Source organism: Bdellovibrionota bacterium, assembly GCA_040386775.1.
Classification (GTDB): domain Bacteria; phylum Bdellovibrionota; class Bdellovibrionia; order Bdellovibrionales; family JAEYZS01; genus JAEYZS01.
On record JAZKEU010000024.1, the window covers coordinates 1 to 20,318 of the forward strand.

The window sequence follows — 20,318 nt, forward strand, 5'->3', positions numbered from 1 at the left end:
CTTCCGAAGTAAAATCAAAATTTGTTCTTCATTTAAAACAGCTCTAATTTTTTCATTTACTTTGAATTTTATCACAGGCGTTGGATTGCGTTGTATTAATCCTCCACCAAGAGCGTAATTGAAAGCACCACGCACACCTTTCAAAATAAACTTTCGATGAGACTCAGAATTCTCACTCAATTTTTCTCTAAGAAGAGAATGAATGTCTTGAGTCGTTATCTCATCTATATATTTATTTTCCCATAAAGGAAGCGTGTGCCTTCTTAAAACTTTATCTCGCTTATATACAGTGTCTTTCGTGAGAACATTTTCAATTGAAAGATCATTAATGTAATTATCAAGTACAACTGGCCAAGTCGGAACCGATCGTCTCTTTATAGCTTCATTTACTATAATAATTAGTTGAGCTTCAGTACGCTTCGCTTCCGCTTTAGCTTTTATACCCTTTCTCACCCGGCTCACTGGCTGCCTTGTGATGGTGTGTCTCTTAGAATAAGACACTGTAAAGGTATTCGTTTTATTATCAAATTTAATTCCCATATTGCTTTCCTCTTTTTTGTGAAAGCAACAGAGCTTCAAGTTCATCTTTGCGATAACGATTTCTGCGTCCCAATTTGTAAAAAGGGATCTGACCATTAGAAGTCATATTTCGCAGAGACTTTATAGACACTCGCAAAAACTCCGCTGACTCAGTCGTATCTAACCATTCAATTTTCAAAGAACCTTCTCCGATGTCATGGGAAGATGCCGGAACTAAGTAGAATGCTGGAGAAGCAACAGAGTTTCTATTTCTCATGGCGATCCCCCCATTGGCAATACAGTAATTTATATTGCTTTTTTTTGGGGGTGGGGCTCAGCTGACAAGGCACTAAATGCACTAAAGATTTTATTCCTTCTTTACATAAGTATATATTCCATTTTTTATCTTTACTTAAAACGCAAATAAATCTGTGCTTTCTGTGCGTTAGATTAAAGGTGACTTTAGATTTCATTTTCTTACCTTTATGTTTTCCCAAATACGAGATCGTCTTACGAAATTAGAATTATCTCTTACTTTAGTTGCCTTTGGGTGTCTAGAGAGCCGCGCCTGTGGAAAAACTCTTTTAACCTCACGAGTAAAATGCGATTTACCAAGAGGCTTTCCACCGTGCTCTTTTACGCAGTCGCTATATTGACGATAGAGTTGCTCTGAACAGGTATTTCCACTTACTTTTATCATATAATTTTCGAGTAAAAATGTGACCGCAGGATTTGCCTCGGCTTTATATTCTTCTTTCATATCTAAGCTAGCTTTAGGTTCTAAAAAGTGTCCTCTATTAAGTAGGCTTAGAAGTCCTTCTAGCGCCCAATTCAAAATACCTTCGATTTCTCCCGATTTAATCCACCAATACTCATCCACAAAATTCTTATTCTGTTTTTTAGGGTCTAAAGTTTGAATAATGAACGGTAAAAAAATTATTCGTCTCCATAAACCATCACTTCTATCTCTGAAGCGAGGAACGACATTCGTAGCAAAAGTAAGTTTAGTTTTAAACTTCATTAAAAATGGATCTTGGCCCTTCTTTTCAACAGATAGCTCGCCTCCGCCAACAATAATTTTAAGAATATCTTCTGCAACTTTGTCGACGTCACCAATCTCTTCTACAATGTTTGCGGTTTTTCCCAGCATTCCGGTGAGTGGAAATGTTCGTGTCGGATTAAGCTGCTCGAGGCCTACGCCAGATGTATTTTCTTTTCCATAAAGCGCTCTCATTACTGTACAAGCAATGGATTTTCCATTGGCTCCGGCGCCTACCATCAACACAAACTTATGAAAACTTGTATCGTTTGTTAATCCATAACCCACCCATTCTTGAAAAGCATTCTGAACATCTAGGTCAGGCAGAATTTCATTAATAAGCTTTTTCCACTTTGGACACGTTGCTTTTGGCGAATACGAAAATTTTAGAGAATTAAGCGAAAAGAAATTGGGATTGTGCGGGAGTAACGGATTTTTTCCCTTTAGATAACGATCCAAATCAAAAATACCGTTTTTCATACTGATAAAATGGGAACTATTGTTTGTTGCTCCTCCTAATAAACATGGAATTTCAATATCATCAGGTATCATTACTATAGCCGCAATATTTGTTAACACCTCTTTTGCAAAATGTGTTTTGGTTTTTTCTCCAAGGTCTGGTTGATCTTGAAGAAATCGAATTACTTCCAAAAGCATGTTGTTGTTTGTTGTGGCTTTATAGTGTGTGCCGTAATAAATAAAAAACTGACCTTTATAATTTTTAATTTCGTATAACCCGTTTTTTAAATATCCCTCGCTATATAAAAATTCACGAGCCGCCTCATGGGGTGTGGCGGTTGACTTAAGTTTACTAAATTGTCTTTCTCTTTCCATATATCCTCCTGTTACGCTTCTAAGGCTTGTAGCACAAAAGTCTGGATTTCTAGATATCGCATTAATATCGGATTTAATTTGAAAAATTATCTATTTAAATCCGATAGGTTAATATGAGCAAAAACAAAAGCTTTGAAGCAGATTATCTGAATTCATGGAAAATAATTTTTGAGAAAGAATTAAGAAGAACTATCATTATAGAAATGGGTTACGGTGGATTGGATACGAATACCAATATTCGCTTTAAAAATGATCGTCAAAAAATCCATAGTAAGAAAATCGAAAGCAAAGACCTGATTAAATTCCAACAATCCTTTAAGTCACTTTGTAAGAAGCATAATATATTTAAAGAAGGACCTCGAAATAAATTAGAAAATGGTCCTGTTAGAGTAGAATCAAAATCGGGTTTAGGTTGGTATGGGTTACCTCGGTTTTTAGTTGAAGATTGCAGCCGTCTTAATATCAAACTTGAGACTTATATTAATGAAATTAGCGAATCAATAAAGAAGAGACACCGAAGACGCATCCCTCTCGACGTTGCAACGTCTTTACTCTGCTTAATGCATAATTGCAGTAATGATAAAAGTAAGCTTGAGGATCTCAAAAATCTTCTTAAGCCAAAAGGATATGTAGATAAGACCATTGGAAAAACTATAGAAATTATGCGGGATAAAGTTCTGAGTCAGAAATTAAATAGCTCAGAGGTAGCGCGTATTAAGAAATTTAAAATCACATGGAATCCTTGTGAAAGCTCAAAAGGAAGCCCATTTAATACGGTATGGATTAATCATCTAAAGCATCATTTAATAAAAGTTATACTGTCTGAGGGAAAACCTAAAATTATTAAAAATTTCGATGGTGTAGAAGTTGAAAAACAAAAACTTCTGGAAAAAATTGAGCTTTTTGGTTTAAAAAAACCTAATGATGGACTAACTTTTCTTCATGAAATTGGAAAATGGGCACAAAACCTATAAAGATATAACACCAATTAATCTATCTATGGCGATCTAGGCTAAAACTTTATTTGTGCAAAAATTCGACGACCACACGATAAGACGCTAAATAGCTGTTCGTTCATCTACTCCCCCTGGCTATTGTCTAAGATTATCTAGAAGTAACCCGTGATCTTGCTTGGATTGCTGCTTTTACTTCGTCATACACAGTTTGTACTACTCTATCTGCGGATTCTATTGTTACAGCCAAACCATATTTAATTTCAGAAGGTAATCGGCCTGCTTCGGCTTTGCAATTTACCATAATTTTCATTGCTTCCTCGGCGCTAAAGGTAGTGAGGTCTTCTCCCTCATATATTTCGTGCTGTAAAGTACCTCTTCGGGCTGTTTGCCAAGCAACTTCTTGAGTTGATATGCGCAGAGGATTCTCAACTATCTTACCAGCTCGCGAAAACCATAACTGAGCCTTTCTATAGCGCCTATTCATAATCTCTACAGGGGAAATCCAAGATAAAGTTACAACCATTCTTTTAATAGTCCTGACACCGCTCAAACCTATCGGAAGAGGAATCTCAAAAATTTTTGCTTCATCTGCTCCAATCGAACCAAATCCTATTGTCGTAGCTCGATGATTCTCACAAAGTAATGATCTAGATTCTTCAATTTCTCCATACCCTAAAAATCTAGTGACCCAATTTCTTAATCTTGTATTTCTGAATGCAGTAGGCGCTGTTGCTTCAATTAATTCTTTAGCTTCTTTCCACGAAGCACCATGGGCTAAGAGAGTTTTGGCGAGAACTGTGAAATATTCTTCAGGGATTTCATTTCCAATTGCTTCGTACTGCTCCAAGCTTTCTAAAATTTTTGCTCCTAGACGAGTTACCAAGGCCGCAGAGTTGCTAGTGCCATTACTATGGTTATAAAGGTTTAAAGCTCCCTGAGAATTAGATGGAGACGCAACTTTTTGTCCAGGCGGTTTAGTTAAAGATTGAGATGGCCAATATTCTGTAGAATCTTGCTCAGTCTTACGAGCAGAGAACAACATTCTACCTCCGGGAGCTAAAATATCTGGCTTCACAGCATTTCTGTAACCTAACCCAAATGAAGAAAATGGGCTGAAAACCGAACTGTCTTTAAGTAAATCAATTCGCATAGGATCGGTAGCGAAAGTAGAATTATCAGAGTAGCTTGATCCAACAGTTAAACCGTTTAAAGATTCAGCTGGGGAAAGAATTTTTTTTGTTATAGTATCTTTTGTTAAATTTAAGAGAGCATGCTCTTGTCGATTCTCCAATGACAACAGTTCGATACTTCTTTTTGGAAGAGGAATTTTTATATCAGGATTGTAGTTGCCAGCACTAATAACAAAAAGAACATTATATTCCCAAGATAACCAATCTATAAGGCGCGCCAAAGGGCTCATAAAATGAAGAAAGGGCCGATACTTTTCGCAAATGGATAAATTTATTATTTTTACTTTTTTTGCAGTAGGGGTAGACCCCTCGCCATCTCTAAACATGCGTATAACGGCCTGATGAATAATATCTACTACAAGTTTATTTTCTGGAACAATCTCTTCATTCATTGAGCCTTGAGACTTGGAAATCATAACTGGTCTTACGTAGATTGGTTTCTCTAGGCGATTTTGACCACTGTCATCATCTCCGTTGATAATAAGGCTGGCCATAGCAGTTCCATGATATCTTTGTTCAGTTGAAACTAACGAAGAAATTCCATCTGGATCATCAACAATAATTCGATCTTTCAACCAACTATGATTTTGAATTGGCATTCCATCAATTAGAGCTACAACAGGCTCATAGGTGTTTGGATCATAGGGAAATTGTGTAGTAGACGCAGGAGACTCTATTTCGGAATCAGTTTCGATTTTAATAAAGGACTGTCCTGTTGGCCTAAAAAACATAATTTGATCAGCTTTCGCTAAACTAATCTGCGGTTGAGTATGAAATAAATTTTCTATTGCCGAAATAGGCAGATTAACCAAAATAGAGTGATATCTGATTGATTCAATTTCACACGAAGTAATGTGCGTCCCTCCTGCTTCTTCAACAGCACTTAAGACATTTACCTCAGACTCTTCTCGAGCCTCCTGTGTTTTTCGAAACCATAATTCTATTTCTACATTAATATTTTCTTGATCAGTTTGAACTCGATCTTCCCAATCTTCTCGAAGACCAGTAGCCAAGAGTCGATCTTCAGTATCCCAAGTGCGGAGAGAATATAAATGCTCGAAAAGATCTCTCCATTTAGTTTTACCTCTACCATAATCGGCGGAATCACCATCTCGCTTATACTTTCTCCACATAGCCATTAGCTGGCGCATGCCCTCTTGATTAGACATTACAAAATAAACACGGCGACTCAACTGCCCAATTTCCTGGTTTTCCTCATTTTCCCCTAGAATATGAAAATCTTCGTTTTCTGCGACTTCTTCCCCATTAAATTCAGTTAGCCATTCTAAACCTTCTATATTTTTTGAAGCCTTGTAAAAATCTTCAACGGAACCAATCGTTTCAAAAACAATTACATGTTCTGGTTCAATTGCATCTATGGAAGTAGTTAGCTGCATTTGGGACGATAGAATTTCAAAATTGCTATCTAGACGCTGCGCCTGTCTTACCTTACCCGGTAAATATAAACCGCCCCCCGAACCTCCCGGAGGCCGACCTCTTCTTGAATTTGTGGGCTTCGGTAAAATCAGAAGAGGCTTATTGGGTAGAGCCATTATTTTTTAATTTTTTTTGTGTTTAAAAATGATTCAGATTGGCGTTTTATAATTGATTCCATTTTAGAACTTGGCTGTTCAAGAATAAATCTTCTAAAAACATCTAAGCAGAAATTTTCGACATCAGAAAATGAAGATCCAGTCATCAATTTAGGTAAGCTTTTTTTCGACTGTCCAAATTTAAGCTGGAATCTACTTTCAAAAATTGTAAGAATTTTTTCAATTTGAGTTGTTGTTGGTAAATCTAATTCCAACTTGACTTGAAATCTTCTCCAAACGGCTCTGTCGAGTAGTTCAGGATGGTTGCTGGCAGCCATTACAATCACATGAGAAGGTAGGCTATCTATCTGCATTAATAAAGAACTAACGACTCTTTTTATTTCGCCCGTTTCATGCTCATCGCCGCGTTCTTTACCGACGGTATCGAACTCGTCGAAAAAGAGTACGCATCGCTGAGTTTTAGCGTAGTCAAAAATTTGTTTTAACCTTTGATTGGTCTCACCTAAAAAGCTGGTTATGAGGCCATCATATCGTACTGTAATAAAGGGTATAGAAAGAGCTTCAGCAACTGCTTCGGCCAAAGATGTTTTTCCGTTTCCCGGAGGACCCGATAGCAGGATTCTGTTTCTTGGTTCTATATTGTATGATTTTAGCAGGTCTGAGCGAATTTGTTCTTCTATTAACTCAACACAAGCAGAATGAATATTTTGGTTTAAAACCATTTTATCTAAAGATTTTTGTGGAATTGTTTCAAAAATTAATGATTGTAAACGAGAAGAGTTAGTTATGAAGCCGATATCTTTTGTCTCACGTGGCTTAGCACTAGGAACTTTCATTTCAGCAATTAGTTGGTTAGCAAGAGTATGATGTTGTTTAGATCTTTCCTCTGCAATAATTGCTTCAACAGTTTGTTGAAAAAGACGTTCATCACCTCTGGTTTTAGAACGTATTAAATTAAGTAATAGATCAGATCTCGCCATTATGCATTGCCCCGTATGTATCTTTAAAAAAAATAAAATACTTTGCTAGTTTCTACAATACAAATTGACGTGCGGTACTTAAAGTATGTGGCGCGCTATGGTCATTCTGGATCGTGGGAGATATGGCTTCCCTTAAATTTCATAGTCCTGTCCTTCAATACGAATTCGGCCGTCTTCGCATTTAAACGTAGTTTTGGAATTCTGTCCCCATGCTTCAACTATAACTAGGTCTACCGACTCTTTAAGAATTTTTACAGGCCAACCTTCTTCCGCAAAACCGACACGCTGTTCGGACACAAACTTCTCACAGGCGTCCATTGGGAATTCCTTGTCACTAACTTGTACCACTCCAAGTTTAGGGTATTTCTTTTTTGATACCATTTTCTTAATTTCATCTTTTGTATAACTCTTAGCAAAAGCAATTTCTGAAGCTAGTAATACTAAAAGAAAAATTCTTTGAAATTTCATTTTTTCACCCTTCTTAAAACAACCTCAAAAATTCCAGCGTTAATTTCATCCTTAAAGACTTCAAGTTTGTCGGCTTCGACTTTTGATTTTGTTCCAAAACATAAATAATTAATATCAACTCCTAAACAATCGGCGACGGCTTTAAGTTGACGGATACTTTTGGGCTCACTTCCACTTAGCCAACCATGCAAAGTTTGAACAGGCACCTTTGACTTCTTGGACAAAGAAGTAATGGTTAGCCCTTTTTCTCGAATGATTTTACGTAAGATTGTTTTCAAATCCATAGATCATCCTCGCTATGTATAGGCGGGAGTTGAAGACCATTTCCGGCCATCAATAGTAAAATCCCATCAACCATAAGAAAACCTATGGCCAAGCAAAGTATGTATGGACGTTTGATAGCGGTCAAAAATACCTCCTTTGATTAATCAAACGCTCGATGGAAATTGAATGGCGGATAGTTAGAGGCGACGTAATGATGACTCTGTAGTTGTTTTTGTAGTTTGTGAAACTACAAACTACAGCGCGAACTACAGAAGCATAGCAACTCACGTGATTTCGCGGGTTCTTGCGGGATATCCGAAAAGATGAAACTTTGAAGCAGATGTTGCTTAGTTAATTGAAATGATTTCGAATTTTTGAATTTGGAGCCACTTCTCTCATTTCTTAAAAAGTGGCTTACAAATTTGGTAGGCCGTCCAGGACTTGAACCTGGGATCCTCCGGTTATGAGCCGGATGCTTTAACCAACTAAGCTAACGGCCCTCAGTTGATGATTCTTATAAAATCATAAAATAGTTCTCAAAGCAAGGCTGACCCTAGTGTGTCGGAACACACTTGGGCCCATCAACGTTCACAAAGTTTTGGATTTACTTTACAGTAGCTTCGCAGTTTGCATGCCAAATAAATTCAGATCCCGTAGAGTTTGCGTAAGGCCTAAAAGTATAAACCGGAAAACCCTTCTTAATCTTATCATCCACGTAGATTTGGCACTGACCAATAGCATTCGTTAATGCTTGGTCCGCAGTAGAGCCCACAGTGTCTCTAGGCATCAATTTCAAAATCTTAGTCACAGGCAGAGGACTCACAATAATTTCATCGCCATAAATTCGAACAGCATAAGAAGAAAGACTCGCTAAAGAAATCGCACAAAAAACTAAATATTTCATAAAACCCCCTATTAAATTATGCGTAATTAAAAATTACTCAATATAGTTTGCATAAAATTTAAACAAAGTAACCAAAAAAAAGCGACATTTCTGTCGCTTTCTTAAGTCATAGGAATTTTAAAAGTGATTAATCAATGAAAGCCTTTAGCTTCTTAGACCTAGAAGGATGTCTAAGCTTACGCAAAGCCTTAGCCTCGATCTGACGGATACGTTCTCTCGTTACGTTAAAGTCCTGACCTACTTCTTCCAAAGTATGATCGGACTCTTCACCGATACCGAATCTCATACGCAAGACTTTTTCTTCTCTTGGTGTAAGAGTCGCAAGAACACGTCTTGTTTGCTCAGCAAGGTTTAAGTTGATGATAGCTTCTGAAGGATTGATAACCTTTTTATCTTCAATAAAGTCTCCAAGATGAGAATCTTCTTCTTCACCCACTGGAGTTTCTAGAGAAATAGGTTCTTTTGCAATCTTCAGAACTTTTCTAGCTTTCTCAACTGGCATTTCCATCTTCTCAGCAATTTCTTCTGGAGTTGGTTCTCTACCCAATTCTTGAACTAGATATCTCGAAGTTCTAACTAATTTGTTGATCGTTTCGATCATGTGAACAGGAATACGAATTGTTCTAGCTTGATCGGCAATTGCTCTTGTGATCGCTTGACGAATCCACCAAGTCGCGTAAGTCGAGAACTTGTATCCTCTTCTATATTCAAACTTGTCCACGGCTTTCATCAAACCAATGTTACCTTCTTGGATTAAATCCAGGAATTGTAAACCACGATTTGTGTATTTCTTAGCGATAGAAACCACAAGTCTTAAGTTTGCTTCAACGAGTTCAGACTTAGCTCTGTCTGCTTCTCTCTCACCTCTCCAAATAGAAGTGTAAGTGTCTTGCAACCATCTGTGGTTCATTTCAGTTTCTACTAATAATCTTTCTAAACGCTTAGATGCATCCGCAGCTTGGATTGCAAACTGTCTGAAAGCATCGTAGCTGAGTCCCGTTTCACGGATGACTTTTGCTAGCTCTTGGTCACTCTTTTGTACCAATTGGAATTTTTGAACTAGATCAGCAACGTCTTTAGAGAACGTTCTCTCTACGCCAACTTTTACGCGTTTCTTCAATGTCGACATTCTTCCAGAGATGTTTTTGAACTTGATCACGATTCTGTTGATGATCTTTCTGTTGAAAGATACTTCTTCAAAGTTCGTCATTAGTTTTTCAACTTGCGTGTTTAATTCTTCGTTTAATTTTTTGTACTCAGCATCAGTGATTTTTTCTACTCTTAAAGCCTCGAACGTGGGCTTCATTTTCTTTTCGAATTTTTTAACTTCGCCAATCAGCGTGTGAATTTTTTCGATGTATTCTTTTTCGTCGTATTGAGTTTCTTCGTCTTCAAGACCACGGAAGATAGCTTTAATTTTGATTCTGCCTTTAGTAAGATATTCACCCAACTGGATCAATTCAAAAGTACCCAACGGAGATAAAAGAATAGCTCTTACGATCTTTCTTTCACCTTCTTCGATACGTTGAGCGATCTCAACTTCACCTTCACGAGTTAAAAGTGAAACGCTACCCATCTTTCTAAGGTACAATCTTACGGGATCATTACCCTTAGCATCGGTCGCTTCTGCTTTTTCTTCTGCTTCGTCTTCATCATCATCGTCTTTGCCAGAATCGAGAGAGAACTCTTCCGATTCTTTGTCTTTAATACCCGATACCTCAATAATTTTTACACTATGAGTATCCATACCAGTCATGAACATATCAAGGGCTTCAGCCGATGTAATATCCGGTGGTAAAAGTTCGTTGATCTCTTCGAATGTGAGAAACTCTTTTTGCTTAGCTAAAGCGATAAAGCGCTGAATTTCTTCGTGAACTAGCGTCTTTTGCTCTTCAACTGTAAGCTTTGATGTCTCAACATTTTCTGTATCCGATTTATTGTTTTTTGCCATTTTTAGGGACTCCAAATACGTCTATTTCTCAATCCTTGAGCTGTTTTATTGCATGTCTATTACGAATTACATTCATGAACTGTTCCAACTTTTGGGGATCGTTATCTAGCTTTATTTCGTTTACAAGGAAACGAGCTTCTTTTTGGCTAGAACGAGCTTCAACTCGCTGTAAACAGTCAGTTTTTAGCTTTTGGATATCTAAATTCGACTCCCAGTCTTGATCCAAATGCTTTGTAATGATCGAAGGATCATTAATGAGGGAACATAAATTGCTGGTCAGTGTAGCAAAAATTGCCGGATTTTGTCTATACTCATTCGCTGCCTTTTTGAAGACAATATCTAAACCTGACTTAGTTAATTTTTCTTCCAAACCCCATTCGATAAGTTCGTCCATCATTTCCTGTTTGGCAAGCGCAAGATTCACTAAGAAAACTTCTTCTTTGAGTGGATTCAAAACTTTGATTTTCTCGAATGGAATATCAATTGCTTTTTGCACTTCTGGCATAGAATTTGATTTAGAATTTGTAGCTTCTTGTACTTTTGTATTCTTTAAAGCCTTTAAAATCCAATCGGGAGTCACATTCAGATCCGTTGCAATTTCCTGAATGTAAAGTTCCTTCAAAGATTGATCTTGGATACTTAAAAAATATGAAGCGATGAGTTCAATTTTATGCACCTTGTCTGTCGGGCTATCAGAAAGACCTTTTGAAATTCTATTCCAGATTACGAGGAATAAATCCGTAGCAGCCTTCAATTTGTCTCTCAAAGAGTCTGCACCCAATGCTCTTAAGTACTCATCCGGATCTTTTTTATCGCCGAGGGAAATTGCCTTTGGCAAAAGCCCTTCGTTTAAAAGAATTGGAAGACTTCGTTCTTGAGCAAATAGCCCCGCTTGGTCTGAGTCAAAGAGTACGATTACGTTTTTAGTAGATCGTTTTAAAAGTTTTGCGTGATCAATTGTAAGTGCTGTCCCAAGTGAAGCCACTACGTTTTTAAAACCGTATTGGTAAAGCGTTACAAGGTCCATGTAGCCTTCAACCACGATCACCTGGTCTTCGATGCGAATGTGTTTTGCGGCTTCATTAAGACCATAAAGAACTTTTCCTTTATGGAAAACTTCTGATTCTGGTGAGTTTAAATATTTTGGATTTTCATTGGCAATTGTTCTTGCGCCAAAGCCCAAAACTTCCCCTTTTGGAGATAAAATTGGGAACATGATTCTGCTTCTGAAGATGTCGTAGTATTCTTTTTTGTAGGGTTTTTGTCTTGTTAAGCCCAAGCTTTGAGTCAAATGCATAGGCGCTTTTTTAGACATGAAATACTTTACTAAATTATCCCAGCCTTCAGCGCTAAATCCGATTTTGAAAGTCTCGATAATCTCAGGAGTTAATCCACGATTCTTCAAATACACTTTTGCTGGATGAGTTTCGGGTAATTTTGCCAATTCATTTTTGAAATATGCCCCGGCCATTAAATTTAATTTTAGCAATGTGGTTTTGTCAGATTTCTTTTCATTCTTGTATGAATTTTCCTCAGGCAGCGCAATCGATGCACGATTTGCGAGATATTCCACCGACTCAGGGAAACTCATTCCGTTGTAGTCCATTAAAAAATTGATGATGTTTCCGGACTTCTTACATCCGAAGCAATAGTAAACTTGTTTGTTTTCAGAAACAGAGAAGCTTGGAGTTTTTTCTTTGTGATCTGGGAATGGACAGAGGCCCACATGGTCTCTTCCGGTATGCTTGAAGGATGAGTATTGTGATAAGACATCGACAATATTATTCGCATCCCTGACTTTATCTACAAACTCAGGAGTAAACTTCAAATTTAAATTCCGCCTATTTATTACTAAAGTGGTCGTCGTTCTTTTAAAAAATGATTACGAAAGCTTTTCTTTGATGTACTGGCTTAGAAGTTTATTGTCGGCTCTGCCTTGTGCTTTCTCTGCTGCTAATTTCATAACTTTGCCCATATCTTTGATCGTTGAAGCGCCTGCTTCAGTGATCGATGCCTGAACAAGTTCTTTGACTTCGGCCTCAGAGAGTTGCTTCGGTAGATATTCCTTCAAAATCACTAATTCAGATTCTTCTTTCGATGCTAGGTCTTCGCGGTTTGCCGCTCGGAATTGCTCGATCGAATCGATTCTTTGCTTAGTTAACTTTTGGATCACAACCATAACTTCTGAATCAGAAACTGGGTTGGGTCTAAGTTCGATTTCTCTGTTCTTGATTGCAGCGTTCAAAAAACGAAGCACCTCGAGGCGCTCCGGTTGTTTGGCTTTCATTGCAATCTTGATATCTTCTAACAGTCTCTCTTTGAGTGCCATAAATTCCTTGTAGATTAATTTTAGTATCCGCCGCCGTTGTCGTCGAATCCGCCGCCACCGCCGAATCCTCCTCCTCCGCCGCCGCCGTAACCGCCGCCGCTTCCGCCACGACCTCCGCCTCTTCCAGGCTTATCGCCTCGATCAGGTTTCATGTCGTAAGAACCGCCGCCTTTTCTTGGTTCGCCAAATTTCTTTTGTTTTTTCAAAAGTCTTTTTTGAGCCGCGATAGATTTCTTTTTCAAACGTACGCTTGGTTTTTCGAAGTGTTCTTTCTTTTTAACATCAGAAAGAATTCCAGCCTTCTCACATTGTTTTTTGAATCTCTTCAAAAGTTGTTCAAAGCCTTCGCCTTCTCTAGATTTTACCATTGCCACTTAAATCACCTACTTCCAAATTTGTGGATAGAGATTGTTAACAAAATCGGCACTTTGAGTCAATGGAGCGGAACCTCGATTGACTTTAATAAGTAAATAACACATAGCATTGTTATGGAATTGGATCAGCGAGATGAATATTGGATGGCGAGAGCCCTCGAAATGGCGGAAAAAGCCAAATATCTTGGGGAAATCCCTGTGGGCGCTGTGATTATCTCTGGCGATCAGCTCGTAGCCGAAGCCTACAACGAAAAAGAGCAAAATGCCGATTCGACAGCTCACGCAGAAGTGTTGGTGATTCAACGTGCTAGCAAAGAACTTAAGCGCTGGAGGCTTTCGGAATGCACGATGTATGTGACGCTGGAACCATGCTTGATGTGTTTGGGGGCTGTGATTTCTTCGCGTGTGGACCGCTTAGTGTATGGAGCTTTGGATAAAAAAGCAGGGGCCGTGGAATCCATTTATAAATTTGCCGAGACGACGCACTTTAACCATTATCCTAAACTAACTTCAGGTGTGCTTGCGGATCAATCTAGCCAACTGATCAAAAATTTCTTTCTTGAGCTTCGTAATAAAAAATCTTGATTGCTTATTCAAATAATTTTAAGGATTTAAAAGAGACTTTTTAAAAATCTTGTCTAGAGAATCTCTCTCCGAAGTATTCATCAAAGTTTCAAAGCGATCATCATGCTTATTAAATATGGAAACCAGCTTTGGAACTATTTTTTTGCCCTTTTCCGTAATGATTAGCTTATATCTACGCTTATCTATTAAATTGATTGATCTCTTTAATAAACCCTCTGTTTCCAGTTTAGAGATTGCGTGGCTTATTAATGATTTTTGATATCCAAAGATTTTGGATATGTCTCCCAAGCGTATTTCATTTTCGTCCTCAGAATATAGAGCAATTAAACTTAATGATTCCGCTACGGAGAGTTTAAATTTTCTTAAGTCACTCACCAAGGGAGCTTCAAGTTCTCGAGATAATACAATAATTCTAAAAAAATAACTTTTCTTTCTGAAGGCTGTGATTTTCATGAATAGTTCAATACTGAACTATTCAAGTTTAAACAATTGTTTTTTCTGTTTATTTTATTTTTTGTTGCTTCTATAAGGAATTCAACAAAGGAGTATCTATGAAATTATTTATAGCGAGTTTAATATTTTTAAATTTTTCTAATATTGCATTGGCAGTAGGGCCCGATACAAAAGTCACATGCAAGATTAGCAATGGCTGGACGATCAACACGGACTATTACTGGGATGGGCATCCACAAGGCCCAGGAGGATGGAGCGGAGTTTCGCAAATAAACGATTGGGGGAAATTCATCGTTACAGTAAATGAAATTCCAAATTGGAAAACTATGGGTCACACGACTGGACAAACTAGATTAGAAAATATCCAAGTTGAATATTCTCTAGACGAAAAAAAAGAAGGGTATATCAAACTAAAAACTACAGACGTCATGGGAAAAATTCATCACGAGCAACACACTTTAAAGTGTGAATGATTAGAAAAAAATCCTGACCATTTGAGTCTTACCCATATCTTTTATAGGTATGGGTAATTTTTTGACACAAAACTTATAGCAGTTCACGACCATTTTTCACTGACTATCAAGTCAGCGTCTATTTGAAAATATTTTGATTATAAAATCAGGGTCATTTTATTAAAATTTCAGTCGTCCCTTTCCAGTTACTTATGGCCACGTGTTGTGCTTCTATTTTAAGTGAATGCTGGTCGAGAGATGAGACTGTATAGCGGCCCCATATATATGATGTGCCATCATGACGCAACTTTGACCATGTTCCAGCAATTACGCCATTATTTACACTCTCTACGCAATAACGGTTACCCACAACATCCATGCCTTTTATAATTTCTTTATAAATAATGTCATAACAACCATCATAAACGACATAAACATAATTAGTAAATTCATCTTTGTCGAAATCATCAATTGATTTTACAACAAGCATCTTTCCTGTATTGAGAAGGTAGCCAGTACCTGTAGCTTTTTCCGGAAGACCAGTATTATCATCAATACTATACTTAATAGAGCCACTTACAACCTTCGTTGCGTCTCCTGCAAACGACAAACTCGAGAATAAAAACAAACTTAAACTTGCAAACAAAGCAAATAGCATTTTCATAAATCTCCTTTTAACACGTGTATGACGTTCTGAAAGTTTGTTGGATATTTCCGCTATTCAAACTGAACGACTCATTATAATAGCGGGTAATTTAACAGATTAAATTGAAATAAGATAGATGTAATGATTCTGACATTATGACGATAAATGGCACCTTCAAAGGAAATAATTTTAGGCCTAAAATTAGCTTAAAACTTATAGACTAAATTGGCGCAATGACAGTACGAAAAACCAAGGGGTACATTTTGTCGCTAAGAATACCCATACCTAACAAAAGATATGGGCATATAGTAAGATCATTTGAGTTAGCATTTTATTTTTTAAAATTATTTCTTACGTTTATAAACCATTTCCATGGATTTATATTCTTTTCCGCCAGCATCTTTAGAGTACATGGTATAAGTATGTTCGTTTTTGTCTTTGATTTTTAATTCCGTGCGGAACCAATGATTCTTTTCATTTTTGTAAGGATTAGAAGCAGTGCCTTCTTCTTTGATTGTTTTGGTCGTTGGAGAGTTTGCTCCTTTTGTTAACATGATCGCCGTGCTCATATTGTCGACCCATGTGCTTTGGAATTCACCGGTGAAATTATCGTAACCTGTCATCCCGATACCTTCAAAGTCTTGTCCCATAGCGCGGCCTTTGACTTCTTGCTGAACAAATCTTCCGCCCAAAATCCATTTGTTTTCGCTTGTTCCGGTCTCTTGTTCTGGTTTGGCCTTAGGGTCCATCCACATTTTGATTGTGTAAGTGAAACTTCCTACAACATTTTCTAAAGTTTTTTTGTGCGCTTCTCCTGGTTGCGTGTACTTCATCCATTCTGGTGGCGCTTGAGTGGTTGTCGTTGATGTCGACGTTGAATCTTGAGCATTGGCCATAGAGGCTGCGAATGTAAGCATAGCTGTAATGAGTAGTGTTTTCATGAATCTCCTTCGTTGATTAAATTGGAATAGAAAGTTTATTCTCTCAAGCAAGACTCGAGCAACGGATTTAGTGTTAACTTTTGTACAAGAATTTTATTTATTTGCGTAATTATTAAGACGAAGCCGAGCTATAGCTCTTTAGACCGAAGTTCCAAATTTTTACCATTACAAAGTGCAGAACCAAAACAACAGCTACACAATATCCTGCCACTTCCCAAGTATTTTCTTGGAAAAGGGCCCGCGCCGGAAACGAACTCATAATGGCAAACGGCATAATCGAAACTAAAACTAATCTCACCACTCCTCTAAAAATTCCGTCAGGACGCTCGCCAAATTTTGTCAATGTCCAGTAGATCATTTCTAATCCGCGACCAGAGTGCGTCCAAAAGATTGGAGCAAGAGCTATAATTCTCATTTGGAAAAACAAGTATGTTCCATTCAAAGTTAAAAATAAAAATATTAAAATTTTATAAAGTGGATAAGTCACAGGGCTAGTCACAAACGCCCAAACCAAAATACCTGCTGCCACGAGAACGTTGATGAAGGAATCAAAGGCAAAGCTTCTTGTCGATAGAAAAAATAAAGATGAAACAGGTCTCAATAAATAATAATCCAACTCACCTTTATTCACCAAACCCGGAATCATCCAGCAACCACTAGAAATAACCGTCATCTGAATGGCGTCTACCATTAGAAATCCGGCTAAGAAAATCATCACCTGAGACTCAGACCAGCCCGCAAGCCCACCCGTATGAGCGAAAAGAATTTTGTAAAACAAAATATTCACAAGATAGAAAATGCAATCCATCGCAATTTTAAAAAAGAAATCAAAACGGAATTGCATCGCTTGCATCAGAGAAAACTTAACAAAATGTTTATAGAGTCTAAGATATCTCATCATATGCCGATACCCGAATATTGTCTTAAGCCTTTGCGGTAGGTTCCAAGCATAATGAGGGCCATAGGAATAACCCAGAGTAAGGTGATTCCTATTCCTTCTAATGATTGATAGAATGTGTTCTCACCAATAAAAGTTTTGATCGTATTTGAAAATAAGTATGGAAACGGCGTCATCATTAAGATTTTTAATGACCACTCCGGAAACATATTCAAAGGAATAAATGCTCCGCCAAAAAACATAGCGATAAATCTCAGCATGACACCCAAACTCCAAACCGAGTCGGCCCAAAAGGCAATCATTTCCAGAGTCATCAGCATCATCCCGTAAAGCAACATCGAAGCATAAGCAGCAACTATGCCTAAAGCAAAATTTGAAATATCAAAGTTCACTTTGATTCCTATGATGTACGCCACGATAAAAATACCTAAGAACGACTGCAAAATCGCAAGCGACGTATACACAACTTTCTGCATGATTTTATATTGAATGAAAGAAAGTGGATAAATTAAAAATTTGTTGAGTCCGCCCTCTCGAATTTCGGTGGCAAGTGAGAAATCTTCTAAAGATTTTACCATTCTTCCCACAAAGGGAACAAAAAGATAATACATCAGCATTTGGTGAAAAGTATATCCACCGATGACCGTCGTAAGACTGCCTTGATAAATCGCTTCCCACAAAAAATAGGCCACGGTGATTTCTGCCATCACATTCACCGCAAATTGCAGCCAGAAGTCTACCCGATAGGATAAAAATCTTTTCGCTTCTAATTTTCCTGCTTCTAGTACCCAAGACATATTTATCTCTTCATCCGATCTTATCTTTTCATGAGTGCTTCAATAATATTTTCGATATCTTCTTCTTCGATTTTAACGTCGCTCACATCGAATTTTTTTACGATTTCCGTCAGTGCGCTGCCAACGTCATCTTTGGAAACTTTAAATTTTGCTGTAGATCCATCTCTACTTAATAATTCTGAATTCTTCATTTTAAAATTTTCCAAATCCATATCTTTCAAAGTATCCGGATTAATTTGCACACTCAGAACTTTAGACTGGCTGTGCTTGTCTAAAACTTTCTGCAAAGATCCATCGTAAACAAACTCCCCATTCTTCATGATGATGATTCTTTCACAAAGTTTTTTGATATCTTCCATGTAATGAGATGTCAGAATCATTGCCGGTTTATGTTTTTTTCTGTACTCGGCCAAGAAATCTCTCACAGCTTTTTGCGCGGTGATGTCCAATCCAATCGTAGGCTCATCTAAGAAAACAACCTTAGGCTGATGAAGAAGAGCTGCTATCAGCTCCATCTTCATTCTTTCACCCAATGAAAGTCTGCGGATTTGAATATTAAGAACATGTCTGACATCTAGAGCCTCAACCAGTTCATTTAAATTCTTTTTGTATTCATCATCTGGAAGCTGATAAATTTCTTTGAGTAAAACAAAGCAGTCCTCTGCGGGTAAATCCCACCAGAGTTGAGCCTTTTGTCCCATGATCAAAGAAATTTGTTTTCTGTAATCATTTTTTCTTTCCCAGGGCTTAAATCCAAGAACACTCACCTCGCCACCAGATGGGTGGATAATTCCTGAAAGAATTTTTACCAGCGTGGTCTTACCGGCTCCGTTAGCTCCAACCAAACCCACGAGTTCTCCGGGCTTGATTTCAAAAGATGCACTTTTTAAAGCGGCTTTCTCGGTCCATTCTCTCCAGAAAAGAGATTTAATGGAATTTAAGAGTCCTGGTTGCTTCTTGTGGACTTTGAATGTTTTAGATAGGTTTTTAGCTTGAATCATAAGTCGTCGACCTTAGCATTGAACTTTCCTTTGCGCAAAAGTTCTCCTTTAAGTTACGATTATTTACATACAGGGGTTTGAGTGAAAATTAATACGATTTTATTTCTGATGGTTTTTGGTTTTCTAAACATTGCCAACGCATCTGTGGATGGAAAGTGGCGCGGTTGGGCTTATTGGAAGTATGACGGTGACGGCCCCAAATGCATAGCTCACATGATTTTTAAAGAAACGGCAGAAAGCTTTTCGATGATTATGGGTGATTTGGATTGTGACTTTGTCGCTATGCAGATTCCTGAGCGTCATTTTGTAAAAGAAAATGGCAAGCTCATGCTGGATGGAGAACCTGTCGGCCAATTCACCACAAATACTTTTGCCTGGTCGGAAAGATACAATGAACGTACAGTGATCAATGTATCCATCAAAGTTAACGGAACAAATCTTGATTACGTAGAAAAATGGATTCAAGACGAAGAAAAATTACTGTATGACATTTCTGGCAGACTCTTTAAAGATTAAAGTGTCCTCTCTAAATAAAATCAGAAAGATATTTTATATTTTTGACGATAAAATCTTTGGTTTTATCTGAAGCAAAGTCTCCCGTCTCGCTAAGGGTCTCGCTCTGAATTAAATAGATTTCTTTGGGCATAACGAGAATTCCTAAGTTCATTAATATTGTTCTTAAATGAAGTTGAGCCGAAGTTGTTCCAGCTTTTCCAGGGCTGATTCCCATGATCAGTGCTTTTTTATCTTTCCAAACGCTTTTCCCGTAGGGTCTCGATGCCCAATCAATGGCATTTTTTAGTACACCCGGAATGGAGCGATTGTACTCTGGTGTGATAAATAAGATACCATCGGCAGCTTCAATCTTAGATTTTAGATCTACGACCGACGGAGGAGGATCGTTTTCGATATCTTGAGAAAAGAAAGGCAAAGTACTTATGTCGAAATCTGAGAACTCAACTCCTTCTGGTGCCGCTTTTTTTAGCGCCCGATAAAGTTTTTGGTTTATAGAGCCCTTACTGATACCACCGACGAGGGTTAGGATTTTGTGCGTTTTCATTTAGTATTCACCTTAATTGTTATAACGTTGCTATGACAGTTACAGATTACGCTGCTAGACCGCAAAAGAGTATGAATATTTCTTTAAGAAATTACTTTTGATTGAAAATACAAATAATTGAAGT

The 20,318-nt window shown here is 37.7% G+C and carries 22 protein-coding genes, 1 tRNA gene and 1 pseudogene; 4 read left to right on the plus strand and 20 right to left on the minus strand.

The window, feature by feature from the left end; genetic code table 11:
- The 3 genes from V4596_13860 to V4596_13870 all read right to left on the minus strand — a co-directional run.
- Window positions 1-540 (minus strand): site-specific integrase (locus V4596_13860; protein MES2770226.1); only part of this gene is annotated, 540 nt, incomplete at its 3' end.
- On the minus strand, window positions 530-796 hold the full coding sequence (locus tag V4596_13865; protein ID MES2770227.1) for a helix-turn-helix domain-containing protein: 267 nt from the start codon (window positions 794-796) through the stop codon (window positions 530-532). The genes V4596_13860 and V4596_13865, both read right to left, overlap by 11 nt.
- Before the next feature lie 192 nt (window positions 797-988).
- Window positions 989-2,392, minus strand: a complete 1,404-nt coding sequence (locus tag V4596_13870) for a phage/plasmid primase, P4 family (GenBank protein MES2770228.1) — start codon at window positions 2,390-2,392, stop codon at window positions 989-991.
- A 113-nt stretch (window positions 2,393-2,505) separates the two neighbouring features.
- Between V4596_13870 and V4596_13875 the strand changes: the two genes are divergently transcribed.
- Entirely contained in the window at window positions 2,506-3,366 is an 861-nt protein-coding gene (locus V4596_13875; protein MES2770229.1) for a hypothetical protein, read from the plus strand.
- Between the two features lie 130 nt (window positions 3,367-3,496).
- Here V4596_13875 and V4596_13880 read toward each other — a convergent pair whose 3' ends face one another.
- The 10 genes and pseudogenes from V4596_13880 to rpsU form a co-directional block, all read right to left on the minus strand.
- Window positions 3,497-6,091 carry a S8 family peptidase gene (locus tag V4596_13880; protein ID MES2770230.1) on the minus strand — a complete coding sequence of 865 codons (2,595 nt, stop codon included), beginning with the start codon at window positions 6,089-6,091 and terminating at the stop codon, window positions 3,497-3,499.
- Window positions 6,091-7,071, minus strand: a complete 981-nt coding sequence (locus V4596_13885; protein MES2770231.1) for an ATP-binding protein — start codon at window positions 7,069-7,071, stop codon at window positions 6,091-6,093. The genes V4596_13880 and V4596_13885 overlap by 1 nt, the downstream gene beginning before the upstream one ends.
- Before the next feature lie 132 nt (window positions 7,072-7,203).
- The gene (locus V4596_13890; protein MES2770232.1) at window positions 7,204-7,539 is read right to left on the minus strand and encodes a hypothetical protein; all 336 of its coding nucleotides are present in this window, start codon (window positions 7,537-7,539) and stop codon (window positions 7,204-7,206) included.
- Entirely contained in the window at window positions 7,536-7,823 is a 288-nt protein-coding gene (locus V4596_13895; protein ID MES2770233.1) for a helix-turn-helix transcriptional regulator, read from the minus strand. Before V4596_13895 ends, V4596_13890 begins: the two co-directional genes overlap by 4 nt.
- A gap of 403 nt (window positions 7,824-8,226) precedes the next feature.
- Window positions 8,227-8,303 (minus strand) — tRNA-Ile (locus V4596_13900).
- 104 nt (window positions 8,304-8,407) lie between these two features.
- Complete coding sequence (locus V4596_13905; protein MES2770234.1) at window positions 8,408-8,707, minus strand: hypothetical protein; 300 nt, start codon at window positions 8,705-8,707, stop codon at window positions 8,408-8,410.
- 127 nt (window positions 8,708-8,834) lie between these two features.
- Window positions 8,835-10,658 carry an RNA polymerase sigma factor RpoD gene (gene rpoD, locus V4596_13910; GenBank protein ID MES2770235.1) on the minus strand — a complete coding sequence of 608 codons (1,824 nt, stop codon included), beginning with the start codon at window positions 10,656-10,658 and terminating at the stop codon, window positions 8,835-8,837.
- Between the two features lie 28 nt (window positions 10,659-10,686).
- Window positions 10,687-12,486, minus strand: a complete 1,800-nt coding sequence (gene dnaG / locus V4596_13915) for a DNA primase (GenBank protein ID MES2770236.1) — start codon at window positions 12,484-12,486, stop codon at window positions 10,687-10,689.
- 54 nt (window positions 12,487-12,540) lie between these two features.
- Window positions 12,541-12,987 (minus strand): GatB/YqeY domain-containing protein, encoded by a 447-nt coding sequence (locus V4596_13920; GenBank protein ID MES2770237.1) that lies wholly within the window; start codon window positions 12,985-12,987, stop codon window positions 12,541-12,543.
- A 179-nt stretch (window positions 12,988-13,166) separates the two neighbouring features.
- Window positions 13,167-13,361: pseudogene (gene rpsU, locus V4596_13925) on the minus strand (30S ribosomal protein S21).
- A gap of 114 nt (window positions 13,362-13,475) precedes the next feature.
- Between rpsU and tadA the strand changes: the two are divergent.
- Window positions 13,476-13,946, plus strand: a complete 471-nt coding sequence (tadA, locus tag V4596_13930) for a tRNA adenosine(34) deaminase TadA (protein ID MES2770238.1) — start codon at window positions 13,476-13,478, stop codon at window positions 13,944-13,946.
- Between the two features lie 18 nt (window positions 13,947-13,964).
- On the opposite strand, the gene V4596_13935 is transcribed toward tadA, so the two are convergent.
- The gene (locus tag V4596_13935) at window positions 13,965-14,399 is read right to left on the minus strand and encodes a hypothetical protein (GenBank protein ID MES2770239.1); all 435 of its coding nucleotides are present in this window, start codon (window positions 14,397-14,399) and stop codon (window positions 13,965-13,967) included.
- Between the two features lie 98 nt (window positions 14,400-14,497).
- Here V4596_13935 and V4596_13940 point away from each other — a divergent pair, with 98 nt between their 5' ends.
- Window positions 14,498-14,872: a hypothetical protein gene (locus tag V4596_13940; GenBank protein ID MES2770240.1), complete on the plus strand. Its 375-nt coding sequence runs from the start codon at window positions 14,498-14,500 to the stop codon at window positions 14,870-14,872.
- A gap of 151 nt (window positions 14,873-15,023) precedes the next feature.
- Here V4596_13940 and V4596_13945 read toward each other — a convergent pair whose 3' ends face one another.
- The 5 genes from V4596_13945 to V4596_13965 all read right to left on the minus strand — a co-directional run bounded on the left by V4596_13945 (window position 15,024) and on the right by V4596_13965 (window position 19,134).
- Window positions 15,024-15,515, minus strand: coding sequence for a hypothetical protein (locus V4596_13945; protein MES2770241.1), 492 nt, complete (start codon window positions 15,513-15,515; stop codon window positions 15,024-15,026).
- A 326-nt stretch (window positions 15,516-15,841) separates the two neighbouring features.
- Entirely contained in the window at window positions 15,842-16,438 is a 597-nt protein-coding gene (locus tag V4596_13950) for a DUF1579 domain-containing protein (GenBank protein ID MES2770242.1), read from the minus strand.
- A 112-nt stretch (window positions 16,439-16,550) separates the two neighbouring features.
- Window positions 16,551-17,339 (minus strand): ABC-2 family transporter protein, encoded by a 789-nt coding sequence (locus tag V4596_13955; protein MES2770243.1) that lies wholly within the window; start codon window positions 17,337-17,339, stop codon window positions 16,551-16,553.
- Window positions 17,336-18,133, minus strand: coding sequence for an ABC-2 family transporter protein (locus V4596_13960; GenBank protein ID MES2770244.1), 798 nt, complete (start codon window positions 18,131-18,133; stop codon window positions 17,336-17,338). Before V4596_13960 ends, V4596_13955 begins: the two co-directional genes overlap by 4 nt.
- Before the next feature lie 20 nt (window positions 18,134-18,153).
- Window positions 18,154-19,134: an ATP-binding cassette domain-containing protein gene (locus V4596_13965; protein ID MES2770245.1), complete on the minus strand. Its 981-nt coding sequence runs from the start codon at window positions 19,132-19,134 to the stop codon at window positions 18,154-18,156.
- A gap of 81 nt (window positions 19,135-19,215) precedes the next feature.
- On the opposite strand from V4596_13965, the gene V4596_13970 reads away from it, so the two are divergent.
- Complete coding sequence (locus V4596_13970) at window positions 19,216-19,650, plus strand: hypothetical protein (protein MES2770246.1); 435 nt, start codon at window positions 19,216-19,218, stop codon at window positions 19,648-19,650.
- 10 nt (window positions 19,651-19,660) lie between these two features.
- On the opposite strand, the gene V4596_13975 is transcribed toward V4596_13970, so the two are convergent.
- A complete protein-coding gene (locus tag V4596_13975) occupies window positions 19,661-20,194 on the minus strand; it encodes an NADPH-dependent FMN reductase (GenBank protein ID MES2770247.1) in 534 nt (177 codons plus the stop codon).
- Window positions 20,195-20,318 lie beyond the last annotated feature (124 nt).